The sequence below is a fragment of the Minwuia sp. genome, assembly GCF_048007105.1.
GTDB lineage: Bacteria > Pseudomonadota > Alphaproteobacteria > Minwuiales > Minwuiaceae > Minwuia.
In genome coordinates this window covers 43,716-61,515 of record NZ_CP180352.1, presented here as the reverse complement: position 1 = coordinate 61,515, position 17,800 = coordinate 43,716, and the positions used below count along the sequence as shown (strand labels likewise).

Below are 17,800 nucleotides of genomic sequence, written 5' to 3'. Positions count from 1 at the left end.
TAGGACCCGTCAAACTCGCCGTCCACATCTGCCGCAAGGGGCAGGTGCGTCAGCCGGCGGCGTCGGCCTTGGCCTGTTCCTGATCGCGCTTCCGCTCGACATAGACGGCGCAGAAGATCGATATCTCGTAGAGCAGGATGATCGGTATAGCGAGGGTGATCTGGCTGATCGGATCCGGCGGCGTGATGATCGCGGCGACGACGAAGACGCCGACAATGGCGTATTTCCGCTTGTCCCGCATGCCCTGCGCCGAGGCGATGCCCACCCGCGCCAGCAGCGTCAGCAGCACCGGCAGCTGGAAGCAGAGGCCGAAAGCGAAGATCAGCTTCATCACCAGCGACAGGTATTCGTTGACCTTCGGCTCCAACTGGATGGCGAGGCTCTCGCTGCCGACGGCCGGCGCCTCGAACGACAGGAAGAACTGCCAGGCCATCGGCATGACCAGGTAATAGACCATGGCGCCGCCGATCAGGAACAGGATGGGCGTCGCGATCAGGAAGGGCGCGAAGGCCTTTTTCTCGTTCTGGTAGAGACCCGGCGCCACGAACATGTAGACCTGCGAGGCGATGATCGGGAACGCCAGCATGAAGGCGGCCCAGAAGGCGACCTTGATGTAGGTGAAGAAGGCCTCGTGCAGCGCGGTGAAGATCATCCGCCGGCCCTGATCCTGCCCGATCAGATCCGCCAGCGGCGCCATCAGGAAGCCGTAGATCCCCTCGGCGAAATAGAAGCAGATGATGAAGGCGACGAAGATCGCGGCCACGGCGTAGAGCAGGCGGTTGCGGAGCTCGACCAGGTGGGAGAGCAGCGGCTGCTTCTTGTCCTCGACCTCGTCATAGGCGTCGTTGCCGTCGGGCCCGTTGATCGCGTCCGACATCAGCCGCTGGCCTTCTTCTGTTCGGCCGGCGCTGCTTCGCCGCCGGCTTCCGGCGCAGGGGCCTGCCCCGGTGAGGGCGCGTCACCCGGCTCGGCCTGCGCCTCGGGCGCCGGCGGTTCGGAGGCGGGGCCTTCTGCCGGCTTCTTGTCCTTTGCGCTGTCGAAGCCCGGAACGGGGGCTGTCGACTTGCGGTTTACCGGCGTGCCGTCGACTTCCTCGTCATCGTCGAAGAGGTTGTCGAACATGTTGTTCTCGGTGCCGGTCGGATCCAGCATCGAGTTGGCGTTGGTCGCGTCCTTGACCTCATCCTTCAGCTTGTCGAGTTCGGCCTCGCGTGCGACGTCGTCCATGGTGCGCTGGAAGTCGCGCGCCATGCCGCGGGCCTTGTTGACGAACTGGGTCACCGTGCGCAGCACGGTCGGCAGTTCCTTGGGTCCGAAGATCAGGACCGTCAGGACCGCCACCACCAGCAGTTCGGACCAGCCGAGGTCGAGCATGGGACCTGCCCGTCAGGAAGGGGAAAGGACGAAGGGTGGGAAGAGGATCAGGCCTTGCTCGCCTTGTCCTGCTCGTCGGACACCCGCGCGTTATCCTTGGTTTCCTCGCCTTCCTTGGCCTCGCCTTCCTTGAGGCCGCTGCGGAAGCTCTTGATGCCCTTGCCGACATCGCCCATCAGGCTGGAGATCTTGCCGCGTCCGCCGAACAGGACCAGCACGACCACCAGAACGATCAGCCAGTGCCAGATGCTGAATGAACCCATTGAATTTCTCCGCTCGTCATGTGTTGGCGGCGGGACCTGACGCATGAGCGCCGGTTCCACCAGGGCCTTTCGGCCCCTTATAGAGGATCAGGGGCTTACGGGAAAAAGAATCATGCGTTCGGGATCAATCGTGACCGAAACGCTTGCGCCCGCGGCCGGAGGCCGTGCGGCCGTCCGCAATCTCAGCGCCTCGCCGTCGGGCCCCGTCGCAACCACCCGCCAGTAGGCGCCGACCAAGCGTGTCTCCTCGATACGGCAGGTGCTGCCGGTGATGTCGATGTCCATGGCCTCCGGCCGGATCACGACGGTCGCCCCGCCATCCGGCGCATCGGCGGGAAAGCGGCCCAGCACGGTGGAGACGGCGCCGTCCTTCACCTCGCCTGTCAATTCGTTCACGACGCCGAAGAAGCGGGCCATGAACAGGTTTGCGGGCTTCAGATAGACGTCTTCCGGCGTGCCGATCTGCACGATCCGGCCCGCCTGCATCACCGCGATCCGGTCGGCCATCCGCATGGCTTCCTCGGGATCGTGGGTCACCAGCAGCACCGATGCACCGGCCTGTTTCAGCACCGACAGCGTTTCGTCGCGGACCGCGTTGCGCAGGGTGACGTCCAGATTGGCGAAGGGTTCGTCCATCAGCATCAGTCCGGGCTCCGGGGCCAGCGCGCGGGCCAGCGCAATGCGTTGCTGCTCGCCGCCGGAGAGCTGATGCGGGTACTTGGCGCCGATGCCCGGCAGCCCGACGCGGGCGAGCACGGTCTCGACCCGGCGCTTGCGCTCCGATGCGGCGGCGCTCTTCAGGCCGAAACCGACATTCTCGGTGACCGACAGGTGCGGGAACAGGGCGTAATCCTGGAAGACCATCCCGATGCGCCGGGCTTCGGGCGGCGCCGACCGTCCCGGTTCGGCCACGGTCACGCCGTCAATGCCGATGGAGCCGGCCTGCAGATCCTCCAACCCGGCGGCGAGGCGCAGGCTGGTGGTCTTGCCGCAGCCCGACGGTCCGAGAAGACAGAGGATCTCGCCTTCGCCAATCTCGAGCGTGAGGCCGTCGACGGCCTTCACGTCGCCGAACCTGTGCGTGACGTCGGTGAAGCGGAGTCTGGTCAAGTCAGGCGCCCGGCGGAAAGGTCATGACCGCTTGTTAGTGTGGAACCGCGGTCAGCGCAAACGCTCGCTTGAGGCCGGCCCGTTCAACCCATCCAGATCGGAACCACCGACAGCGCGAGCAGCAGGCCGAGCGTGACATTCGCCGCGCGCCACTGCCGGTCGCTGCGGATGACCTTGCCCAGCAGCGTTCCGCCTGCGCACCAGAGCGACAGCGCCGTGATCCCCGACAATCCGAACACGCCGCCGAGGATCAGCGCGAGCTCGGCGGGGCTGGCGGCCAGCGTGGCGAATGACGCCGCGCCGCCGAGCGCCATGGTCCAGGCCTTGGGGTTCACGACCAGCAGCAGCAAGCCGGTCAGGACGCCCATCGGCTCGGTCCTGCCGCCGGACGAGGGCGGTCCCGCGCTGCCGATCCGCCAGGCCAGCCAGAGCAGATAGGCCGAACCGGCAACCCGCATCGCCAGGGTCAGTTCCGGAACCGCCAGAAGCAATGCGCCCAGGCCTGCCCCGGCCGTGGCGCAAAGTATCGCAAGTCCCCCGGCATTGCCGGCGAGCAGCGGCAGGCTCCGCCAGTACCCGAACTGGACGCCGGATGCGGTTGCGAGCGTGGTCGCGCCGCCGGGTGTCAGGGTTGCCACAGCGGCGAAGATCAGAAGCGATATGAAGGTATCCGACATGCCCGGCTCCAAGCTGGCGCAGGCATGAAGCTAGAGCCGGGGACGGGTGCGGCAATTGAGTTATTCTCGCGCTTAGGACAGAAATACTGTCCTATCTGCGGATCACGCGGTGCCGTTGCCGTTGCCGCCGTCGAAAAGGCCCGGATCCTTCGGCTCGGCCGACAGGAGGCCCGTCGCCTTCAACTCGTCGATGCCGGGCAGGTCGTTGAGGTTGCTCAGCCCGAAATGGATCAGGAACTCGTCGGTGGTGCCGTAGGTCACCGGGCGGCCCGGGGTCTGACGACGGCCGCGCGGTCGGACCCAGGCGGTCTCCATCAGCACGTCCATGGTGCCCTTGGACACGGCCACGCCGCGCAGTTCCTCGATCTCGGCGCGGGTGATCGGCTGGTGATAGGCGATGATCGAGAGCGTCTCCACGGCCGCGCGCGACAGCTTGCGCGGCGTCACCCGGTGCTCGGCCAACGCGTCGGCCAGATCCGGCGCGGTGCGGAACATCCACTTCTCGCCGACGCGGACGGGCTCGACGCCCCGGCCGCGGTAGTCCTCGGCCAGCGCCGCCATCACCACCGACGCATCGACACTGTCAGGCAGGCGCTTCGCGATGGTCGCCAGGTCGAGCGGCTCGCTGGCCGCGAACAGAAGCGCCTCTGCGATGCGGACGTGGTCGCGGTCGACGCTCAACTGTTCGCCCGCCGGCGGACATAGATCGGTCCGAAGGTGCGTCCCTGCCTGAGGTCGATGTCGCCCTGTTTCGCCAGCTCAAGCGCCGCAAGCAGGGTGGAAGCTGTGGCCGAGCGGCGGGTGAAGGGCTGCGCCGGTGTCGGCGGCAGGAAGGCCTGCAGGCTGGACCACTCCGGCAGAGCGCCGAGCAGCCGCCGCATACGCTCCAGCGCCATTTCGACCGAGATGACCTTCTCGCGCCGGACTTTCAGCGGTTCGTTGTCGCCCTTGGCCTCGCAATGCGCGCCATAGGCCTTCAACAGATCGTAGAGATCGCAGTCCCAGGCCGAGGCGCGCTGGATGCGGATGCCTTCGGGCGCGCCGCGGCGGTGGAAGTCGATGCTCTCGCGCTGACGGCCCATCAGCTTCACCGAGACCTCGCGCATCGCCTGAAGCCGCCGCAGCTGCCAGTTCAGCCGCGCCGCCATCTCTTCGGCCGAGAGTTCGTCCTCGGGTTCCGGATCCGGCAGCAGCAGGCGGGATTTCAGATAGGCGAGCCAGGCGGCCATCACCAGGTAGTCAGCGGCGAGTTCCAGCCTGAGCTGGCGGGCGGATTCGACATAGTCGAGATATTGCTCGGCGAGCTTCAGCATCGAGATCCGCGCGAGATCGACCTTCTGGTCGCGGGCGAGATCCAGCAGCAGGTCGAGCGGACCTTCGTAGCCGTCGAGATCGAGCACGAGCTGCGTCCCGGCATCGGGGCGCGGCGCGTCTTCCTCGAAGGCGGGCGGGGTCATGTCCGACAATTCGACCATATATCTAGTATGGCACGCTCACCCGACCACATCACGCAGTTCCTCGAGCAACTGGGCGCGGTCGACAGGCTCCGCCGATGTCCGGGCTTCGCTGACCTTCGCCCATCGGGCTGCCGCTGCCTCGCCCATGTCGGACAGCGCCTCGGCGACCCCCGTCATGACAGTGAAATCGCCCGAACACTGCAGAACGCCGTCGCAGCCCGCTGCCACCGCCGCGGTGGCGAGTTCACCCCGCGAGCCGTCCAGCGCCTTCATGTCCAGATCATCGGAAACCAGAAAACCGTCGAAGCCGCAGAAGCCGCGGATGATGCCCTCGATGATATCCGGCGACAGGGTCGAAGGGCGGTCCGGATCGATATCCCGGAAAACCAGATGGCCGGTCATGGCGATCGGTGCGCAATCGCCCGCCGCGCGGAAACTGGCGAAGTCGGTATCTTCCAGCGCCGTCCGGTCGGCCGTGACCAGCGGCAGGCTGTCATGACTGTCCACCAGGGTGCGGCAGTGCCCCGGCCAGTGCTTCGAGACCGGGACGATGCCGCCGGCGAGCAGACCCTCGGCCTGCGACCGCCCGAGTGTGGCCACCGTCTCCACCGATGCGCCGAAGGCGCGGTCGCCGATGACGTCGTGGGTTCCCGGAAAGGCCAGATCCAGCACCGGGGCGCAGGCGATGTCGAAACCGGCGCCGGCGCACTGATCGGCGATGATCCGGCCCGACAGCCAGGCCGCGTACTCCGCCGTTTCCGGGTCGCGCTCCCAGAGCGCGCCGATCGCGGCCGCCCGCGGCAGCTTCTCCCAGTGCGGCTCGGTCAGGCGCTGGACCCGGCCGCCTTCCTGATCGACCCATAGGCAGGGGGCCTCCGTATCGAGGACGCGGCGGACGCTGTCGGTGAGGCGGCGGACCTGGTCCGGCGTCTCGACATTGCGCCGGAACAGGATGACGCCGAGCGGCCGGTGTTCGGCCAGCAGGGCTGCTTCGTCTCCGGTGAGTTCAGGCCCCGAAATGCCGAAGATGGCGGGTTTCATTGGTCCTACCGTTTCGCAACCAGACAGTCCTGACCGGCCTGCTTCAGCCGGCCGCAGAAAGTCTCCGCCTCGGCGCGGGACCCGAAGTTGCCGACACGGAGGCGGTAGAAGATGCCCCGGTCTCCGGTATCGACGCGGCTCACGTCCGGGTTCATGCCGCCCAGCAGCGCCTTCTGCTTGCCGCTGATCCGGTTCCAGGTCTGCATGGCCGCCGCATTGTCGCGCAGCGCGGCCAACTGGACCTGCCAGTCACCGGTCGGGGCGGCAGGGGTTGCTGCGGGGGTCGCCGGTGCCGGTGCCGCGGCCGGTTTTGGCTCCGGTGTACTCGCCGGGGGCGGAGCGGGCGGCGGCGGCACGGCTGCCGCTGTCTCGCCCCCTTCACCGCGTGGCTCGACCTCGACGGTTTCCAGGTCTTTCTGCGGCAAGTCCGCGGGCGGCGGCATTTCCTTCACCGTGGGCGCTGGAGCCGGCGCGGGCTGGGGCTCCGGCAGAGGTTGCTCGACGGCGGGCAGCAGCCGTTCCACGGTCTCGCCCTGAGCGCCGCTGCCGAAGCTGTCATAGACCCGCTTGTCCTGATCGGGGATCTCCTCACCGCCGGGCTCGGCCAGCCGTTCGCGGTCCGGCCCGTCCGGTGCGCGGGCGATGGGTACGGCCTCCCGAACCTGCACCACGGCCTCCTCGCCGCGGAAGACGAACCAGGCTACGACGCCGAACGCCATCAGCGCGGCGAGGAGCACGAGCCCCGCCGCCAGCCGCCAGCGTCCGCCTGCCTCTGCCATCAGCGCATTTCCTCCACCGGCGTCACGCCCAGCACCGCGAGGCCGCTGCGGATGACCGTCCGGACGCCCTCGACGAGCGCCAGCCGGGCCGTTGTGAGTTCCGTGTCGTCCGGCTGGATGAAGCGCAGTTCCTCGGCGTCCCGGCCGCGGGTCCAGAAGCCGTGGAAGCCCGAAGCCAGATCGTTCAGATAGAAGGCCAGCCTGTGCGGCTCGGCGGCCTCGGCGGCCTGCTCGACGGTGCGGGGCCAGGCGGCCATCAGCCGGATCAGCGCCAGTTCCTCGGGATGATCCAGCCGGCCGAGATCCGCGCCCTGCAGCGCGCCGCGGCTGACGTCCAGTCGCGGCATGTCCCGCTCGGCGTTGCGGAAGACCGAGCAGCAGCGGGCATGTGCATACTGGACGTAGAAGACGGGATTGTCCTTCGACTGCTCGAGCGCCTTCGCGAAGTCGAAGTCCAGCGGCGCCTCGTTCTTCCGGGTCAGCAGCATGAAGCGGACGACATCCTTGCCCACGCGGTCGACCAGATCGCGCAGCGTGATGAAGGTGCCGGCGCGCTTCGACATCTTGAAGGGCTCGCCATTGTCGTAGAGGTGCACCAGCTGGCAGAGCTTGATGGTCAGGCTGCCCTGATCGTTGGTCACCGCGCGCGTCGCCGCGACCATGCGCTTCACATAGCCGCCGTGGTCGGCGCCGAATACGTCGATCATCTGTCCGAAGCCGCGCTTGTACTTGTCCAGGTGATAGGCGATGTCGGCAGCGAAATAGGTCCAGTCGCCGTTTGATTTCCTCAGCGGCCGGTCGACGTCGTCGCCCCAGTCGGTGGCGCGGAACAGCAGCTGCGGCCGGGGCTCCCAGTCCTCGGGCGTCTTGCCCTTCGGCGGCTCCAGCACGCCGGTATAGACCTGACCGCGGCTCTCCAGTTCCTCCACCACGTCGGTGATGCGCCCGTCGAGATGCAGCGTCCGTTCCGAGGTGAAGACCTCCTGATCGATGCCGACGGCAGCGAGGTCGTCGCGGATCATCGCCATCATCTTCTCGACCGCATAGAGCCGCAGCGGCTCCAGCCAGTCGGCTTCCGGCGCGTCCAGCCAGCGGTCCTGCTCGGTCTCGGCGAGGTCGCGGGCCGGCTGGACAAGGTAGTCGCCGGGATACAGACCCTCCGGCATCTCGCCCACGTCGCGGCCCAGCGCCTCGCAGTAGCGGAAGTGCAGCGAGCGGGCGAGCGCGTCGATCTGGTTGCCGGCGTCGTTGATGTAGTATTCCCGGGTGACGTCATAGCCGGCCTTGGCCATCAGGCCTGCCAGCGCGTCGCCGAAGACCGCGCCGCGGGCGTGGCCGACATGAAGCGGTCCGGTCGGATTGGCGCTGACATACTCGACGTTCACGGCCGCGCCGCCGCCCATGTCGCTGTCGCCATAGCTGCGCCCGCGGATCAGGATCTGCTTCAGCCGTTGCTGCATGTAGGCCGGGGTCAGCCGGATGTTGATGAAGCCGGGGCCGGCGATCTCGACCGTCTCCACCCCCTCCAGCGCCGCAATGGCCGGCTGCAGCAGATCGGCGATGTCGCGGGGCTTCATCTTCGCCGGCTTGGCCAGCACCATGGCGACATTGGTCGCCAGGTCGCCATGCGAAGGATCGCGCGGCGGTTCGACCGTGACCCCCTTGAAGGCCAGGCCGTCGGGCAGTCCCTCGGCGCTGGCGGCCAGCGCCACGATCTCGTCCTGAAAGTGCTTGAACAGGTTCATTCCGAATCGCCCGGTTTTTCGTGGAAGAGACTAGCAAACCCCGATCCCGCCGGCATCCGGCGGCGACCCGAGGAAGCAATTGACAAAGCAGGCCTGCGGTCTAAATCCGTGGGGCACAGGACGCAACCGAGAAAGCCGGGCAGGGAGCCATGAGCGAGACCCAGACCGCAGACTTCGCCGTAACCGAATCCGCCGCACGCCGCGTGGCCGAACTGATCGAGGCCGAAGGCAACCCCGACCTGAAACTGAGAGTTCAGGTGCTGGGGGGCGGCTGTTCAGGTTTCCAGTACGATTTCCGCTTCGACAGTGAAGTGGCCGAGGACGATCTGATCATCGAGCAGGACGGCGTGAAGGTTCTCGTGGACTCTGTTTCCATCGAGTATCTCCGCGGCTCCCAGTTCGACTATGTCGAGGAAATGATCGGTTCGTCCTTTCAGGTGAAGAACCCGAACGCGACCGCGTCCTGCGGCTGCGGCACCTCCTTTTCGGTGATGTAGCGGCATGCTGAACCGCGTCGCCCGCTGGCTCAGCGGCGAAGAGAGTTCCGCCGCTGGACAGGTCGGCGGATTCGACGAACTGCAGATCTGCGCCGCGGCCCTGCTGGTCGAAGCGGCCCATCTTGACGGCGAATTCACCGATGACGAACGTGGGGCCATTGCAGGTGCGCTGAGGCGTCAGTTCGAGTTGTCGGATGACGAGACGGAGAGCCTGATCGGCGAGGCCGAGCGGGTGCACAGCGACGCCGTGGAGATTTCCCGGTTCACCCGCGCGGTCAAGGCGCTGCCGCATGAGCGGCGCATCGAAATTCTTGAGGCCATGTGGGATGTCGTGCTTGCAGACGGCGACCTGCATGCCTATGAAGCCAATCTGTTGCGCCGTGTCGGAGGCCTGATCTACGTTTCCGACAGGGAAAATGGGGAAGCGCGGCAGCGTGCGGCGGCCCGGCAGGGCTGAGCGGTCGCGTTGGATCTCCGGTGGGGCCGGAGCGGGTTGCAAGGGGAGAAACGGCTGATGCCTTACGTCGTCACGGAAAACTGCATCAAGTGCAAGTTCCAGGATTGTGTCGAGGTTTGTCCGGTCGACTGCTTCTACGAAGGCGAGAACATGCTGGTCATCCATCCGGATGAGTGCATCGATTGCGGCGTGTGCGAGCCGGAATGCCCCATCGAGGCGATCATCCCGGATACCGACCCCGAGTCCGAGAAGTGGCTGGAACTCAACCGCGAGTGGTCGGAGAAGTGGCCGAACATCACGCGCAAGGGCGACAGCCCGGCGGACGCCGACGAATGGCGGGATGTCGAGAACAAGTTCGAGAAGCACTTCAGCGAGGCGCCCGGCGCCGGAGACTGACGCTGCGTCAACTTCGGTTGACTCTCAACAAGAGCCGTTATGCCGCGCCGATTCAGAAAAATTGGCGTGTGAAAACTGTCATTTTTGTGTTATATACTAGGCGTCTGACGACGTCAGGGCTTACGGCATAGAGATTCGGAGCAGTTGAGGCGGGACGCATACGTGCAGCCCGTTTTTTCATGACCGGTCCTTCCGCGACCCGGAACCGCTCTGCGGTCAGGCATGATGATGGCTTCGCGTGTTCGGTCGCCCTCTTTCAAGGGCGCAGGAAGGTTTTGCGCGCCTTCATCCAGTGACCCCATGGGTCGCTGCGCTTGCGTGATTTGATAAGGAACTGGATCGACCATGACCGAGAAGAAGGCGACCCCGGTGTCGCGGAAGAAGAAGGCGAAGCTGGAGTATTCGAAGGGCGACCATGTCGTCTACCCGTCGCACGGCGTCGGACAGATCACCTCCATCGAGGAGCAGGAGATCTCCGGCTACAAGCTGAAGCTGTTCGTCATCGACTTCCCGCATGAGAAAATGACCCTGCGCGTCCCGACGACGAAGGCCGAGGCCACAGGCATGCGTCCGCTCGCCTCGACGAAGGTGATGAAGCAGGCCCTGGAAACCCTGAAGGGCCGTGCCCGCGTCAAGCGCACCATGTGGTCGCGCCGCGCGCAGGAATACGAAGCCAAGATCAATTCCGGCGATCCGGTCTCGATCGCGGAGGTCGTGCGCGACCTGCACCGCAACGAGGACCAGCCCGATCAGTCCTATTCCGAGCGCCAGATCTACGAAGCGGCGAAGGAGCGGCTGACGCGGGAGCTGGCGGCGGTCGAGAAGATCGAGCACGATGACGCCCAGGTGAAGCTGAACAAGCTGCTGGCCGCCTGACCCGTTCGGGACATTCTGTCTGGGAAGAGGCCGGCCTTTGCGCCGGCCTTTTTCGTGTCCGGCCGGCCCGGACAGGGAGATGAACATGCTGGAACTCAGACCGGGTTGCGAATGCTGCGACCGCGATCTGCCGCCGGACTCGGCCGAGGCGGTGATCTGTACCTTCGAGTGCACCTTCTGCCGCGATTGCGCCGAGAACCGTCTCGGCGGTGTCTGCCCCAATTGCGGCGGCAACTTCAGTCCGCGGCCCATCCGGCCTGTGCACATGCTGACGAAGTACCCGGCCGCGACCGAACGGACATACCACCCCGGCAACTGCGGCGACGCCGCCTGAGGCAGCCTACTGCAGCGCGAACGGTCCGCAGGCCATACCGGCCCGCTCGGCATCGACGGCGGGCCAGTCGTCCTGCCGCCGGACCAGACGCCGGACCAGCACGATACCCTTCGTCGACGGCGAGACCACCGCATCCGGCAGGCCTCGTACCGCCTGGTCTTCGGTGGCGATGACGCCGGTCCAGCCGTCGGTGCCCGTTTCCTGCTCGCCGACCGTGAGGAAGTTAGCCGTGTCGTCGGCGTAGGCGGCCAGCGACAGGTCGTCGGCCGACTGAGGCAGCCGGACCGACAGCGGCCCCTGCGAGAGATCATAGGCGCAGACCGAATAGGCGATGTCCGGGTCGGGCCGCACGATGGCACGGCTCTCTGCGTTGACCGGCGGCAGGTGCTGCAGGCTGTTGTAGCCGAAGCTGTCGCCAGTGCGCTCGAATACCCGGTTCATCGACAGTTGCGGCAGCAGCCAGACGGTTGCGACATGCACCAGCGCCGCGGTCAGCAGCATGAAGCCGATCCAGCGGCCGGCCTTGCGGACCTGCATCGGCGTCATCGGCAGGCCCCCCGGTCGATATGCGGCAGCGCGACCGTGGCGAGGTCGGCTGCAACGCCTTCTGCAGGGCGATAGAGGCGCAGGGTGACCGAACGGCCCGCATCGCCGGCACCCGAGGGAATCCAGGCGCTGCCGGGATCGTCGCCGCCAAGCTGGATCCGGATGTTGCCCTGACCGTCCTGCGTGACGTCGCCGGCGCTGGCCGACCAGATACTGGCGGCGTTCGGTATCGGGAAGTGGTCGTTGCCGTAGAGGGTCACGGTCCACCAGTCGGCGTCCGGCACCGGCCCCGACAGGTAGTAGACGCAATTCGCCTTCAGCCGCTCGCCGGCACTGTCGCGGAAGGCGGTGAGGTGGACCGCCTCGTCCTGACGCGTGGTCATCAGTCCCGACAGGGCCACTGCGCTCAACATCCAGGGATTGGCGTCCGGGTTGCCGTAGTCGGCGCTGGTCTGCCAGGGGCCATTGCGGACGGACTCGGTATCGGAGACCATCTTGACCGCCATCAGGCCGGATCCGGCACCCAGAATGCCGCCGACGACGATGACCGACAGGACGAAGTAGAAGCGCCCGGCCTCGAACTTGAGCCAGCGCGTCACCGTTGGGTCAGCTTCAACTCGATGCGGCGGTTGCGGCGCATGGAGATCTCATCCGAGCCCGGCTCGATCGGGTAGTAGGACGCGAACCCGGTGGGCGCCAGGCGGTCGCCTGGAATGCCCTGGTCGATCAGGAACTTGGCGACGGCGATGGCGCGCGCCGACGACAGCTCCCAGTTGGAGGGGAACCGGGCCGTGTTGATGGGCCGGGCGTCGGTATGGCCGTCGATCCGAAGCACCCAGTTGATGTCTTCCGGAATCTCGTCGGCCACCTTGCGCAGGGTTTCCGCCAGCTTGGTCATCTGGATCTGGCCGGCGACGCCGAGGTCGGCGCTGCCCGAGCCGAACAGCACCTCGGACTGGAAGACGAAGCGGTCGCCGACGACCCGGATACCGGGCTGGTCGGACAGTACCTCGCGCAGGCGTCCGAAGAACTCGGAGCGGTAGCGGGCCAGCTTCTCGACCTGGCTGGCCAGCGCCTTGTTCAGGCGGCGGCCCAGATCGGCGATCGCAGCCTTGCTTTCCTCGTCCCGCCGCTCGTATTCGTCCAGCAGCCCCTGGATCTCGTTCAGCTGCTTGCGCAGGTCGGCGATCTGCAGGTTCAGCAAATGGATCTGACGCCTTGCTGCTTCGGAGATGCGCTGCTCCTCGGTCAGCGACGCCTGGGCGCGCTCGACCGCGGCGCGTTCCGTCGACAGCTCGTCCCGCGCGCCCTGCAACTCGTCCAGGGTCTCCTTCAGCCGCTGCGAAGCGTCTTCGAGATCGCCTTCCATGCCCGCGATCCGCGTCTCGGTCTCGACCGCCTGACGCTCCAGCTCGGCGACCCTGTCCTGGGTCTGGAAGTAGAGCGACTGCAGTTCGGTGTAGGATTCCTCGGCCTCGACCCGCTTGCTCTCGGATTCGTCGCGCAGCCTCGCGAGCGCCGCTTCCCGCGCCCGGAGCTCGGCCAGCTGGGCCTCGAGTTCGGCGCGGTCCGCCTCGGTGAAGGTCTGAAGGTTTTCCAGCCGTTCTTCAGCGGTTTCCGCGCGCTCCCTCAGCGTCGCGATCTGCAGCGCCAGGTCGTCGCGCTCCGCCGTCGATGCGGACAGCGCCGCCGACAGCTGCGAGACATTGCGGCGCAGGTCCTCGTTGGCCCGGCGCTCGCTGGACAGCAGGCTCTGCAGGCTGGTGAGTTCGGCGCTGAGCCGCTCCAGTTCCTCGTCGCGGCCGGTCAGTTCCTTGTCCAGGAAGTACTGGGCCAGGTTCATCAGCACGAAGACGAAGATCAGGATCAGGGTCAGCGACGCCAGGGCGTCGACGAAACCCGGCCATGTGGTGTCGTCGTCGCCGGCCCGGAAGCGTCGGCGTGAGAGGGCCACGGTCAGCGGCCCTCGTCGGCGATGGCTGCGATGGTGCGGGTCAGCACCTTGATCTCGGCGCGGATCTCGTCGACGGCCTGCTGGCGGCCGGTGGTGACCTCCTCAAGCAGCCGCGTGACGTGGACGCCGATGTTGCGCAGATGCGCATCGGCGGCCGAATCCGTGTCGCCCTCGGTGGCGACGGCGATGCGCTGCAGGATCGGCTTCAACTCCATCTGGCCCTCGGCCAGCTTCACCATCAGGTCGCGCTCTGTCCGCATCTGGTCGGTCAGGCCGGCCAGCCGCTCCGACAGCTGCAGCAGGGTGTGGTTGCCGGAGGTCCGGGACTCCTCGGACCGCGCCATGATGCGTTGCAGGTTTTCCAGACTGTCCGCCGTCTGCTCCAGCAGCGCCTGGACATAGACCGGGACCGAGGCCTCGCCGTCGGCGATGCCGCCGACGCCGCCGCTGGACAGCCGCGTGAAGCTGGAGAGCCATTCCTCCAGATCGTTGTAGAAGCGGTTCTGCGCCTGGCCGGCCTGCAGGTCCATGAAGCCCAGCACCAGCGATCCGGCAAGGCCGAACAGCGACGAGGAGAACGCCGTCGCGAGTCCCTGAAGCGGGTCGTTCAGCCGGCCCATGATGTCGGCGAAATCCGGGTCGAGATCGCCGCCCAGCGTCATGCCGCCGAAGACGTCGCCGATCGAGGCGATGGTCTGGATCAGGCCCCAGAAGGTGCCCAGCAGACCGAGGAAGATCAGCAGACGGCCGAGATAGCGGGTCATGTCCCGGCTTTCGTCCAGCCGGGCGCCGATCGAAGTCCAGCAGCGAGCGCATCGACGTCGCCGACAGGCTCACCTTGCCCTTCTTCTCCTGCAGCATGGTCGCCAGCGGCGCCATCATGGACGGCGCGGACTGCATCGACAGGCCCGGCTCGTTGCGGCGGTAGGTGTCGACCCAGCGCACCGCGGGGCGCAGCGACAGCACCTGACGCAGGACATAGCCGATACCGATCAGCAGCACGCCGACGATCAGACCGTTCAGGACCGGGTTGGTCATGAAGGCGGCGATGACGACCTCATGCAGCACGCCGACAACGGCGACCACGAGCACCAGAAAGATCAGGATGCGGGTCAGATAGGCCGAAGGCTGGGTCATGGGGCTATGGGGTCCTTCCTGTAGCGCCGGTCACCGGGCCGCGACTTTCAGATCCACTCGGTTGCCCGGTCCCCCTCCGGTCGGCTCGCCAAGCGCCCGCACCAGGATGCGGAAGCTCTCGATGCCGTTGTCCAGCAGGATCCGCCGGACGTTCTGCGCCCGCCGCAGCGATACCCGGCGTTTCCAGACGCTGGTTTCGGTGCTGCTGTCGGCATAGGCCTCGATCTGGATGCGCAGATTGCGGTCCGACTGCGCTTCGGCGGCGACGGATTCAAGCAGCGCGCGGCCCTCGGGTCCGACTTCGGTCGACGGGCCGTCGAACAGGATCTGCATGCCTCCGGGTGCAGCGGCGGGCGGCGTCACCACGGCGACACGGCGCTCGGGCTCCGGCGCCGGCCTGGGCGCCGGATCGGCTGCCGGTTGCGGCTTCGGTTCGGGCGTCTGCGCCGCCGGTGCGGGCGGCGGGCTGGCCTTGGGCAGTTCGACCTTCGGCGGCTCCGGCTTCGGCGCGGGTTTCGGCGCCGGCGCAGGCTCCGGCGCGCGGGCAACCGGTTCGGGCTTCGGTTCCGGTTTCGGCGCGGCTTGCGGCGCTGGCCGCGGCTGCGGTTCGGGGCGCGTCACCTGAACCGGACGCGGCGACGGGGCCGGCGTCTCGGAACCGGGCGGCCGCAGGCGAATTCGCTCGGACCCCGAAAACTGGTGAAGCGGCGTCGAGTTGTCCTGCGGCGCCAGCACGGGGCCGTCGCTGGTGTTGAATGGCAGGCTGGCGCGGCCGGGATTCCCGGTCTGGCCATAGCCGGCATTCGGATAGACCTGAACCGGCGACGTTCTCGAGACCGGCCTGTCGCCGTCCTGACGCACGCCGCTGCCGTCGATCACGATCGTCTGCGCGGCGGCTGGCACTGCGAACAGCACCGCCAGCGCCACGACAAAGCCCCCGCCATGTCTGCGAATCGATGCCACCATCATCCTCTGCGCCCAGTTGGGCGAAACATAACGGCGCTGGCGGAACAACGCCAGCCTGTCAGCGGGTTGCGGTCGCAGCCTTCAGCGATTTCAGAAGCGGCGCATGCAGGCTGCCATTGCCCGCAACGATGTCGCCGGTCTCCATCATCTTCCGGCCGCCCTTGATGTCGGTGACCAGTCCGCCGGCCTCGCGCACCAGCACGATGCCTGCCGCGATGTCCCACTGATGCAGCCCGCGCTCCCAGAATCCGTCGAAGCGCCCGGCCGCGACGAAGGCCAGGTCCAGCGAGGCGACACCGAAACGGCGGATGCCCGAGATGTTGTCGGTCAGCGCCCGAAGCTCGGCCAGCAGCGTGTCATGACCCGGCCGGCCCATGTAGGGGATGCCGGTGGCGAACAGCGCTTCCGACATCCGCGACCGGCCCGACACGCGCAGACGCCGGTCGTTCATGAAGGCGCCCTTGCCCCTCTCGGCGTAGTAGAGCTCATCGGTGACCGGGGCCAGGATGACGCCGGCCTGGATGTCGCCCTTCTGCATCAGCCCGATGGAGATGGCGAAATGCGGGAGGCCATGCAGGAAGTTCGTCGTGCCGTCCAGCGGATCGACGATCCAGTAGCTGTCGCCGTCACCGGCCTCGATGCGGCCGCCTTCCTCCTGGATGAAGCCGAAGTCGGGACGCGCGCGCGACAGTTCCTCCCGGATCGTTTCCTCGGCCGCGACATCGGCGCGGGAGACGAAATCGGCCGGTCCCTTGCGGGAGACCTGAAGCTGTTCCACCTCGCCGAAGTCGTGCAGCAGCTTGCGCGCGGCCTTGCGGGCCGCCCGCTCCATGACGTTGATCAGTGCGGATTTGCGCAAGACGGATCAGTCCGCGCGCTTGACGTATTCGCCGGCCTCGGTGGCGACGATGATGTTCTCGCCCGTCTCGATGAAGGGCGGCACCATGCAGCGCATGCCGTTCGACAGGGTCGCCGGCTTGTAGCTCGACGCCGCGGTCTGGCCCTTCACGGTCGGCTCGGTCTCGGTGACTTCCAGCGTGACATGCTCGGGCAGGATCACGCCCAGCGCTTCCTCCTCGTAGAACTCGACCTGAACCATCATGCCGTCCTGCAGATAGATGGTCTCGTCGCCCATCAGGCTGGCGTTGATGTCGACCTGTTCGTAGGTGTCGGTATCCATGAAGGTCAACAGCTCGCCGTCGGCGTAGAGGTACTGGTAGTCCTTCTGCTCCAGGCGGACACGCTCGACGGTCTCCGAGGACCGGAAGCGCTCGTTCAGCTTGGAGCCGTCGCGGATGTTGCGCAGTTCCACCTGCAGGTAGGCCCCGCCCTTGCCGGGCTGGGTGTGCTGGATGCGCACGGCCTTCCACAGGCCGCCCTTGTGCTCGATGACATTGCCGGGGCGAATGGCGTTGCCGTTGATCTTCATTGTCAGACTTTCCGGTGTTCAGATGCGGGGCGGCGGGAAACAGCGTCCGCCACCCGAAGAAGGTGGGCGTTCTCTATCACCCCGGCCGGTTGGCCGCAATCGCCTCCCCGAAAGCGCGGACCGCGGTGGCCGGTCCCTCCGGATGTCCCCAGACGCCGTTGATGACGGCGAGGAAATCGGCGCCCGCCCGGACCAGCGGGCCGCAGTTTTCGTGTGTGATCCCGCCGATGGCGACGCAGGGCACCACAGTCATGGCCGACCACGCTTCCAGGATTTCCGGCTCGGCCTTCGACTTCGGTACCTTGGTCGTCGTCGGGAAGAAGGCGCCGAAAGCGACATAGTCCGCACCTGCGTCGCCGGCATCCATCGCCTTCTGCCGGCTGTCGTAGCAGGAAACGCCGACGATCGCGTCGGCGCCGACGGCGGCGCGGGCATCCGCATAGGCGCCGTCCTCATCGCCGATGTGAACGCCGTCCGCGCCGGTCTCCGCGGCAAGGTCGGGCCGGTCATTGACGATGAAGGCCACATCGCGTTCGTGGCAGACAGGCATCAGCCGTTCGACCGCGCGGCGGATCTCGTCGTCGGAGACGTCCTTCAGCCGCAGCTGCAGGCAGGCAACATCGCTCGCGTCCAGCGCTGCGGCCAGATCGCCGGCAAAGGCGTCCGGATCCAGCTTCGGCGGGGTGATGAGGTAGAGGCGGCAGGCGTCGTCAGCATTCATTCGCGCGTGTTAGCGCCAGCGCCGCAGCGGCGCAAGCCGCT

24 protein-coding genes are annotated in these 17,800 nt (G+C 66.9%); 6 read left to right on the top strand and 18 right to left on the bottom strand.

Features of this window, described 5'->3' with window-relative positions:
• Nucleotides 1-49 precede the first annotated feature (49 nt).
• The 10 genes from tatC to argS form a co-directional block, all read right to left on the bottom strand.
• On the bottom strand, nt 50-877 hold the full coding sequence (gene tatC / locus ACMVY4_RS00345) for a twin-arginine translocase subunit TatC (protein WP_416898228.1): 828 nt from the start codon (nt 875-877) through the stop codon (nt 50-52).
• Complete coding sequence (gene tatB, locus ACMVY4_RS00340) at nt 877-1,374, bottom strand: Sec-independent protein translocase protein TatB (RefSeq protein WP_416898227.1); 498 nt, start codon at nt 1,372-1,374, stop codon at nt 877-879. The genes tatC and tatB overlap by 1 nt, the downstream gene beginning before the upstream one ends.
• Nucleotides 1,375-1,421: 47 nt before the next feature.
• On the bottom strand, nt 1,422-1,637 hold the full coding sequence (locus ACMVY4_RS00335; RefSeq protein WP_416898226.1) for a twin-arginine translocase TatA/TatE family subunit: 216 nt from the start codon (nt 1,635-1,637) through the stop codon (nt 1,422-1,424).
• Between the two features lie 87 nt (nt 1,638-1,724).
• Nucleotides 1,725-2,747 carry an ABC transporter ATP-binding protein gene (locus ACMVY4_RS00330; protein ID WP_416898225.1) on the bottom strand — a complete coding sequence of 341 codons (1,023 nt, stop codon included), beginning with the start codon at nt 2,745-2,747 and terminating at the stop codon, nt 1,725-1,727.
• Nucleotides 2,748-2,830: 83 nt separating this feature from the next.
• Nucleotides 2,831-3,424: a LysE family translocator gene (locus ACMVY4_RS00325; RefSeq protein WP_416898224.1), complete on the bottom strand. Its 594-nt coding sequence runs from the start codon at nt 3,422-3,424 to the stop codon at nt 2,831-2,833.
• Between the two features lie 102 nt (nt 3,425-3,526).
• On the bottom strand, nt 3,527-4,105 hold the full coding sequence (gene scpB / locus ACMVY4_RS00320; protein ID WP_416898223.1) for an SMC-Scp complex subunit ScpB: 579 nt from the start codon (nt 4,103-4,105) through the stop codon (nt 3,527-3,529).
• Complete coding sequence (locus ACMVY4_RS00315) at nt 4,102-4,881, bottom strand: segregation and condensation protein A (RefSeq protein ID WP_416898222.1); 780 nt, start codon at nt 4,879-4,881, stop codon at nt 4,102-4,104. The genes scpB and ACMVY4_RS00315 overlap by 4 nt, the downstream gene beginning before the upstream one ends.
• 36 nt (nt 4,882-4,917) lie before the next feature.
• The gene (nagZ, locus tag ACMVY4_RS00310; protein ID WP_416898221.1) at nt 4,918-5,922 is read right to left on the bottom strand and encodes a beta-N-acetylhexosaminidase; all 1,005 of its coding nucleotides are present in this window, start codon (nt 5,920-5,922) and stop codon (nt 4,918-4,920) included.
• Nucleotides 5,923-5,927: 5 nt separating this feature from the next.
• Nucleotides 5,928-6,701: an SPOR domain-containing protein gene (locus ACMVY4_RS00305; RefSeq protein ID WP_416898220.1), complete on the bottom strand. Its 774-nt coding sequence runs from the start codon at nt 6,699-6,701 to the stop codon at nt 5,928-5,930.
• Complete coding sequence (argS, locus tag ACMVY4_RS00300; protein WP_416898219.1) at nt 6,701-8,446, bottom strand: arginine--tRNA ligase; 1,746 nt, start codon at nt 8,444-8,446, stop codon at nt 6,701-6,703. Before argS ends, ACMVY4_RS00305 begins: the two co-directional genes overlap by 1 nt.
• A gap of 149 nt (nt 8,447-8,595) precedes the next feature.
• Here argS and erpA point away from each other — a divergent pair, with 149 nt between their 5' ends.
• The 5 genes from erpA to ACMVY4_RS00275 all read left to right on the top strand — a co-directional run bounded on the left by erpA (nt 8,596) and on the right by ACMVY4_RS00275 (nt 11,006).
• Nucleotides 8,596-8,943, top strand: a complete 348-nt coding sequence (erpA, locus tag ACMVY4_RS00295) for an iron-sulfur cluster insertion protein ErpA (RefSeq protein ID WP_416898218.1) — start codon at nt 8,596-8,598, stop codon at nt 8,941-8,943.
• Nucleotides 8,944-8,947: 4 nt separating this feature from the next.
• Nucleotides 8,948-9,400 (top strand): TerB family tellurite resistance protein, encoded by a 453-nt coding sequence (locus tag ACMVY4_RS00290; RefSeq protein ID WP_416898217.1) that lies wholly within the window; start codon nt 8,948-8,950, stop codon nt 9,398-9,400.
• Between the two features lie 57 nt (nt 9,401-9,457).
• A complete protein-coding gene (gene fdxA / locus ACMVY4_RS00285; RefSeq protein WP_416898216.1) occupies nt 9,458-9,796 on the top strand; it encodes a ferredoxin FdxA in 339 nt (112 codons plus the stop codon).
• Between the two features lie 345 nt (nt 9,797-10,141).
• Nucleotides 10,142-10,672 (top strand): CarD family transcriptional regulator, encoded by a 531-nt coding sequence (locus ACMVY4_RS00280; RefSeq protein WP_416898215.1) that lies wholly within the window; start codon nt 10,142-10,144, stop codon nt 10,670-10,672.
• Between the two features lie 85 nt (nt 10,673-10,757).
• Complete coding sequence (locus tag ACMVY4_RS00275) at nt 10,758-11,006, top strand: DUF1272 domain-containing protein (RefSeq protein ID WP_416898214.1); 249 nt, start codon at nt 10,758-10,760, stop codon at nt 11,004-11,006.
• Between the two features lie 6 nt (nt 11,007-11,012).
• On the opposite strand, the gene ACMVY4_RS00270 is transcribed toward ACMVY4_RS00275, so the two are convergent.
• From ACMVY4_RS00270 to ACMVY4_RS00255, 4 genes are read right to left on the bottom strand one after another with little or no spacing between them, the layout of a single operon-like run.
• Nucleotides 11,013-11,552, bottom strand: coding sequence for a DUF1254 domain-containing protein (locus ACMVY4_RS00270; protein WP_416898213.1), 540 nt, complete (start codon nt 11,550-11,552; stop codon nt 11,013-11,015).
• Entirely contained in the window at nt 11,549-12,151 is a 603-nt protein-coding gene (locus ACMVY4_RS00265; RefSeq protein WP_416898212.1) for a DUF1214 domain-containing protein, read from the bottom strand. The genes ACMVY4_RS00270 and ACMVY4_RS00265 overlap by 4 nt, the downstream gene beginning before the upstream one ends.
• Nucleotides 12,148-13,506, bottom strand: a complete 1,359-nt coding sequence (locus tag ACMVY4_RS00260) for a peptidoglycan -binding protein (RefSeq protein WP_416898211.1) — start codon at nt 13,504-13,506, stop codon at nt 12,148-12,150. The genes ACMVY4_RS00265 and ACMVY4_RS00260 overlap by 4 nt, the downstream gene beginning before the upstream one ends.
• Nucleotides 13,507-13,508: 2 nt before the next feature.
• A complete protein-coding gene (locus ACMVY4_RS00255; protein ID WP_416898210.1) occupies nt 13,509-14,270 on the bottom strand; it encodes a hypothetical protein in 762 nt (253 codons plus the stop codon).
• Here ACMVY4_RS00255 and ACMVY4_RS00250 point away from each other — a divergent pair.
• The gene (locus ACMVY4_RS00250) at nt 14,269-14,667 is read left to right on the top strand and encodes a hypothetical protein (RefSeq protein WP_416898209.1); all 399 of its coding nucleotides are present in this window, start codon (nt 14,269-14,271) and stop codon (nt 14,665-14,667) included. The genes ACMVY4_RS00255 and ACMVY4_RS00250 overlap by 2 nt on opposite strands.
• A gap of 6 nt (nt 14,668-14,673) precedes the next feature.
• Here the strand turns inward: ACMVY4_RS00250 and ACMVY4_RS00245 are convergent, their stop codons facing one another.
• The 4 genes from ACMVY4_RS00245 to thiE form a co-directional block, all read right to left on the bottom strand.
• On the bottom strand, nt 14,674-15,612 hold the full coding sequence (locus ACMVY4_RS00245; protein ID WP_416898208.1) for an OmpA family protein: 939 nt from the start codon (nt 15,610-15,612) through the stop codon (nt 14,674-14,676).
• A 55-nt stretch (nt 15,613-15,667) separates the two neighbouring features.
• On the bottom strand, nt 15,668-16,468 hold the full coding sequence (locus tag ACMVY4_RS00240; protein WP_416898207.1) for an inositol monophosphatase family protein: 801 nt from the start codon (nt 16,466-16,468) through the stop codon (nt 15,668-15,670).
• A gap of 6 nt (nt 16,469-16,474) precedes the next feature.
• Nucleotides 16,475-17,038, bottom strand: coding sequence for an elongation factor P (gene efp / locus ACMVY4_RS00235; protein ID WP_416898206.1), 564 nt, complete (start codon nt 17,036-17,038; stop codon nt 16,475-16,477).
• A gap of 76 nt (nt 17,039-17,114) precedes the next feature.
• Nucleotides 17,115-17,759: a thiamine phosphate synthase gene (gene thiE, locus ACMVY4_RS00230; RefSeq protein ID WP_416898205.1), complete on the bottom strand. Its 645-nt coding sequence runs from the start codon at nt 17,757-17,759 to the stop codon at nt 17,115-17,117.
• Nucleotides 17,760-17,800: the final 41 nt, after the last annotated feature.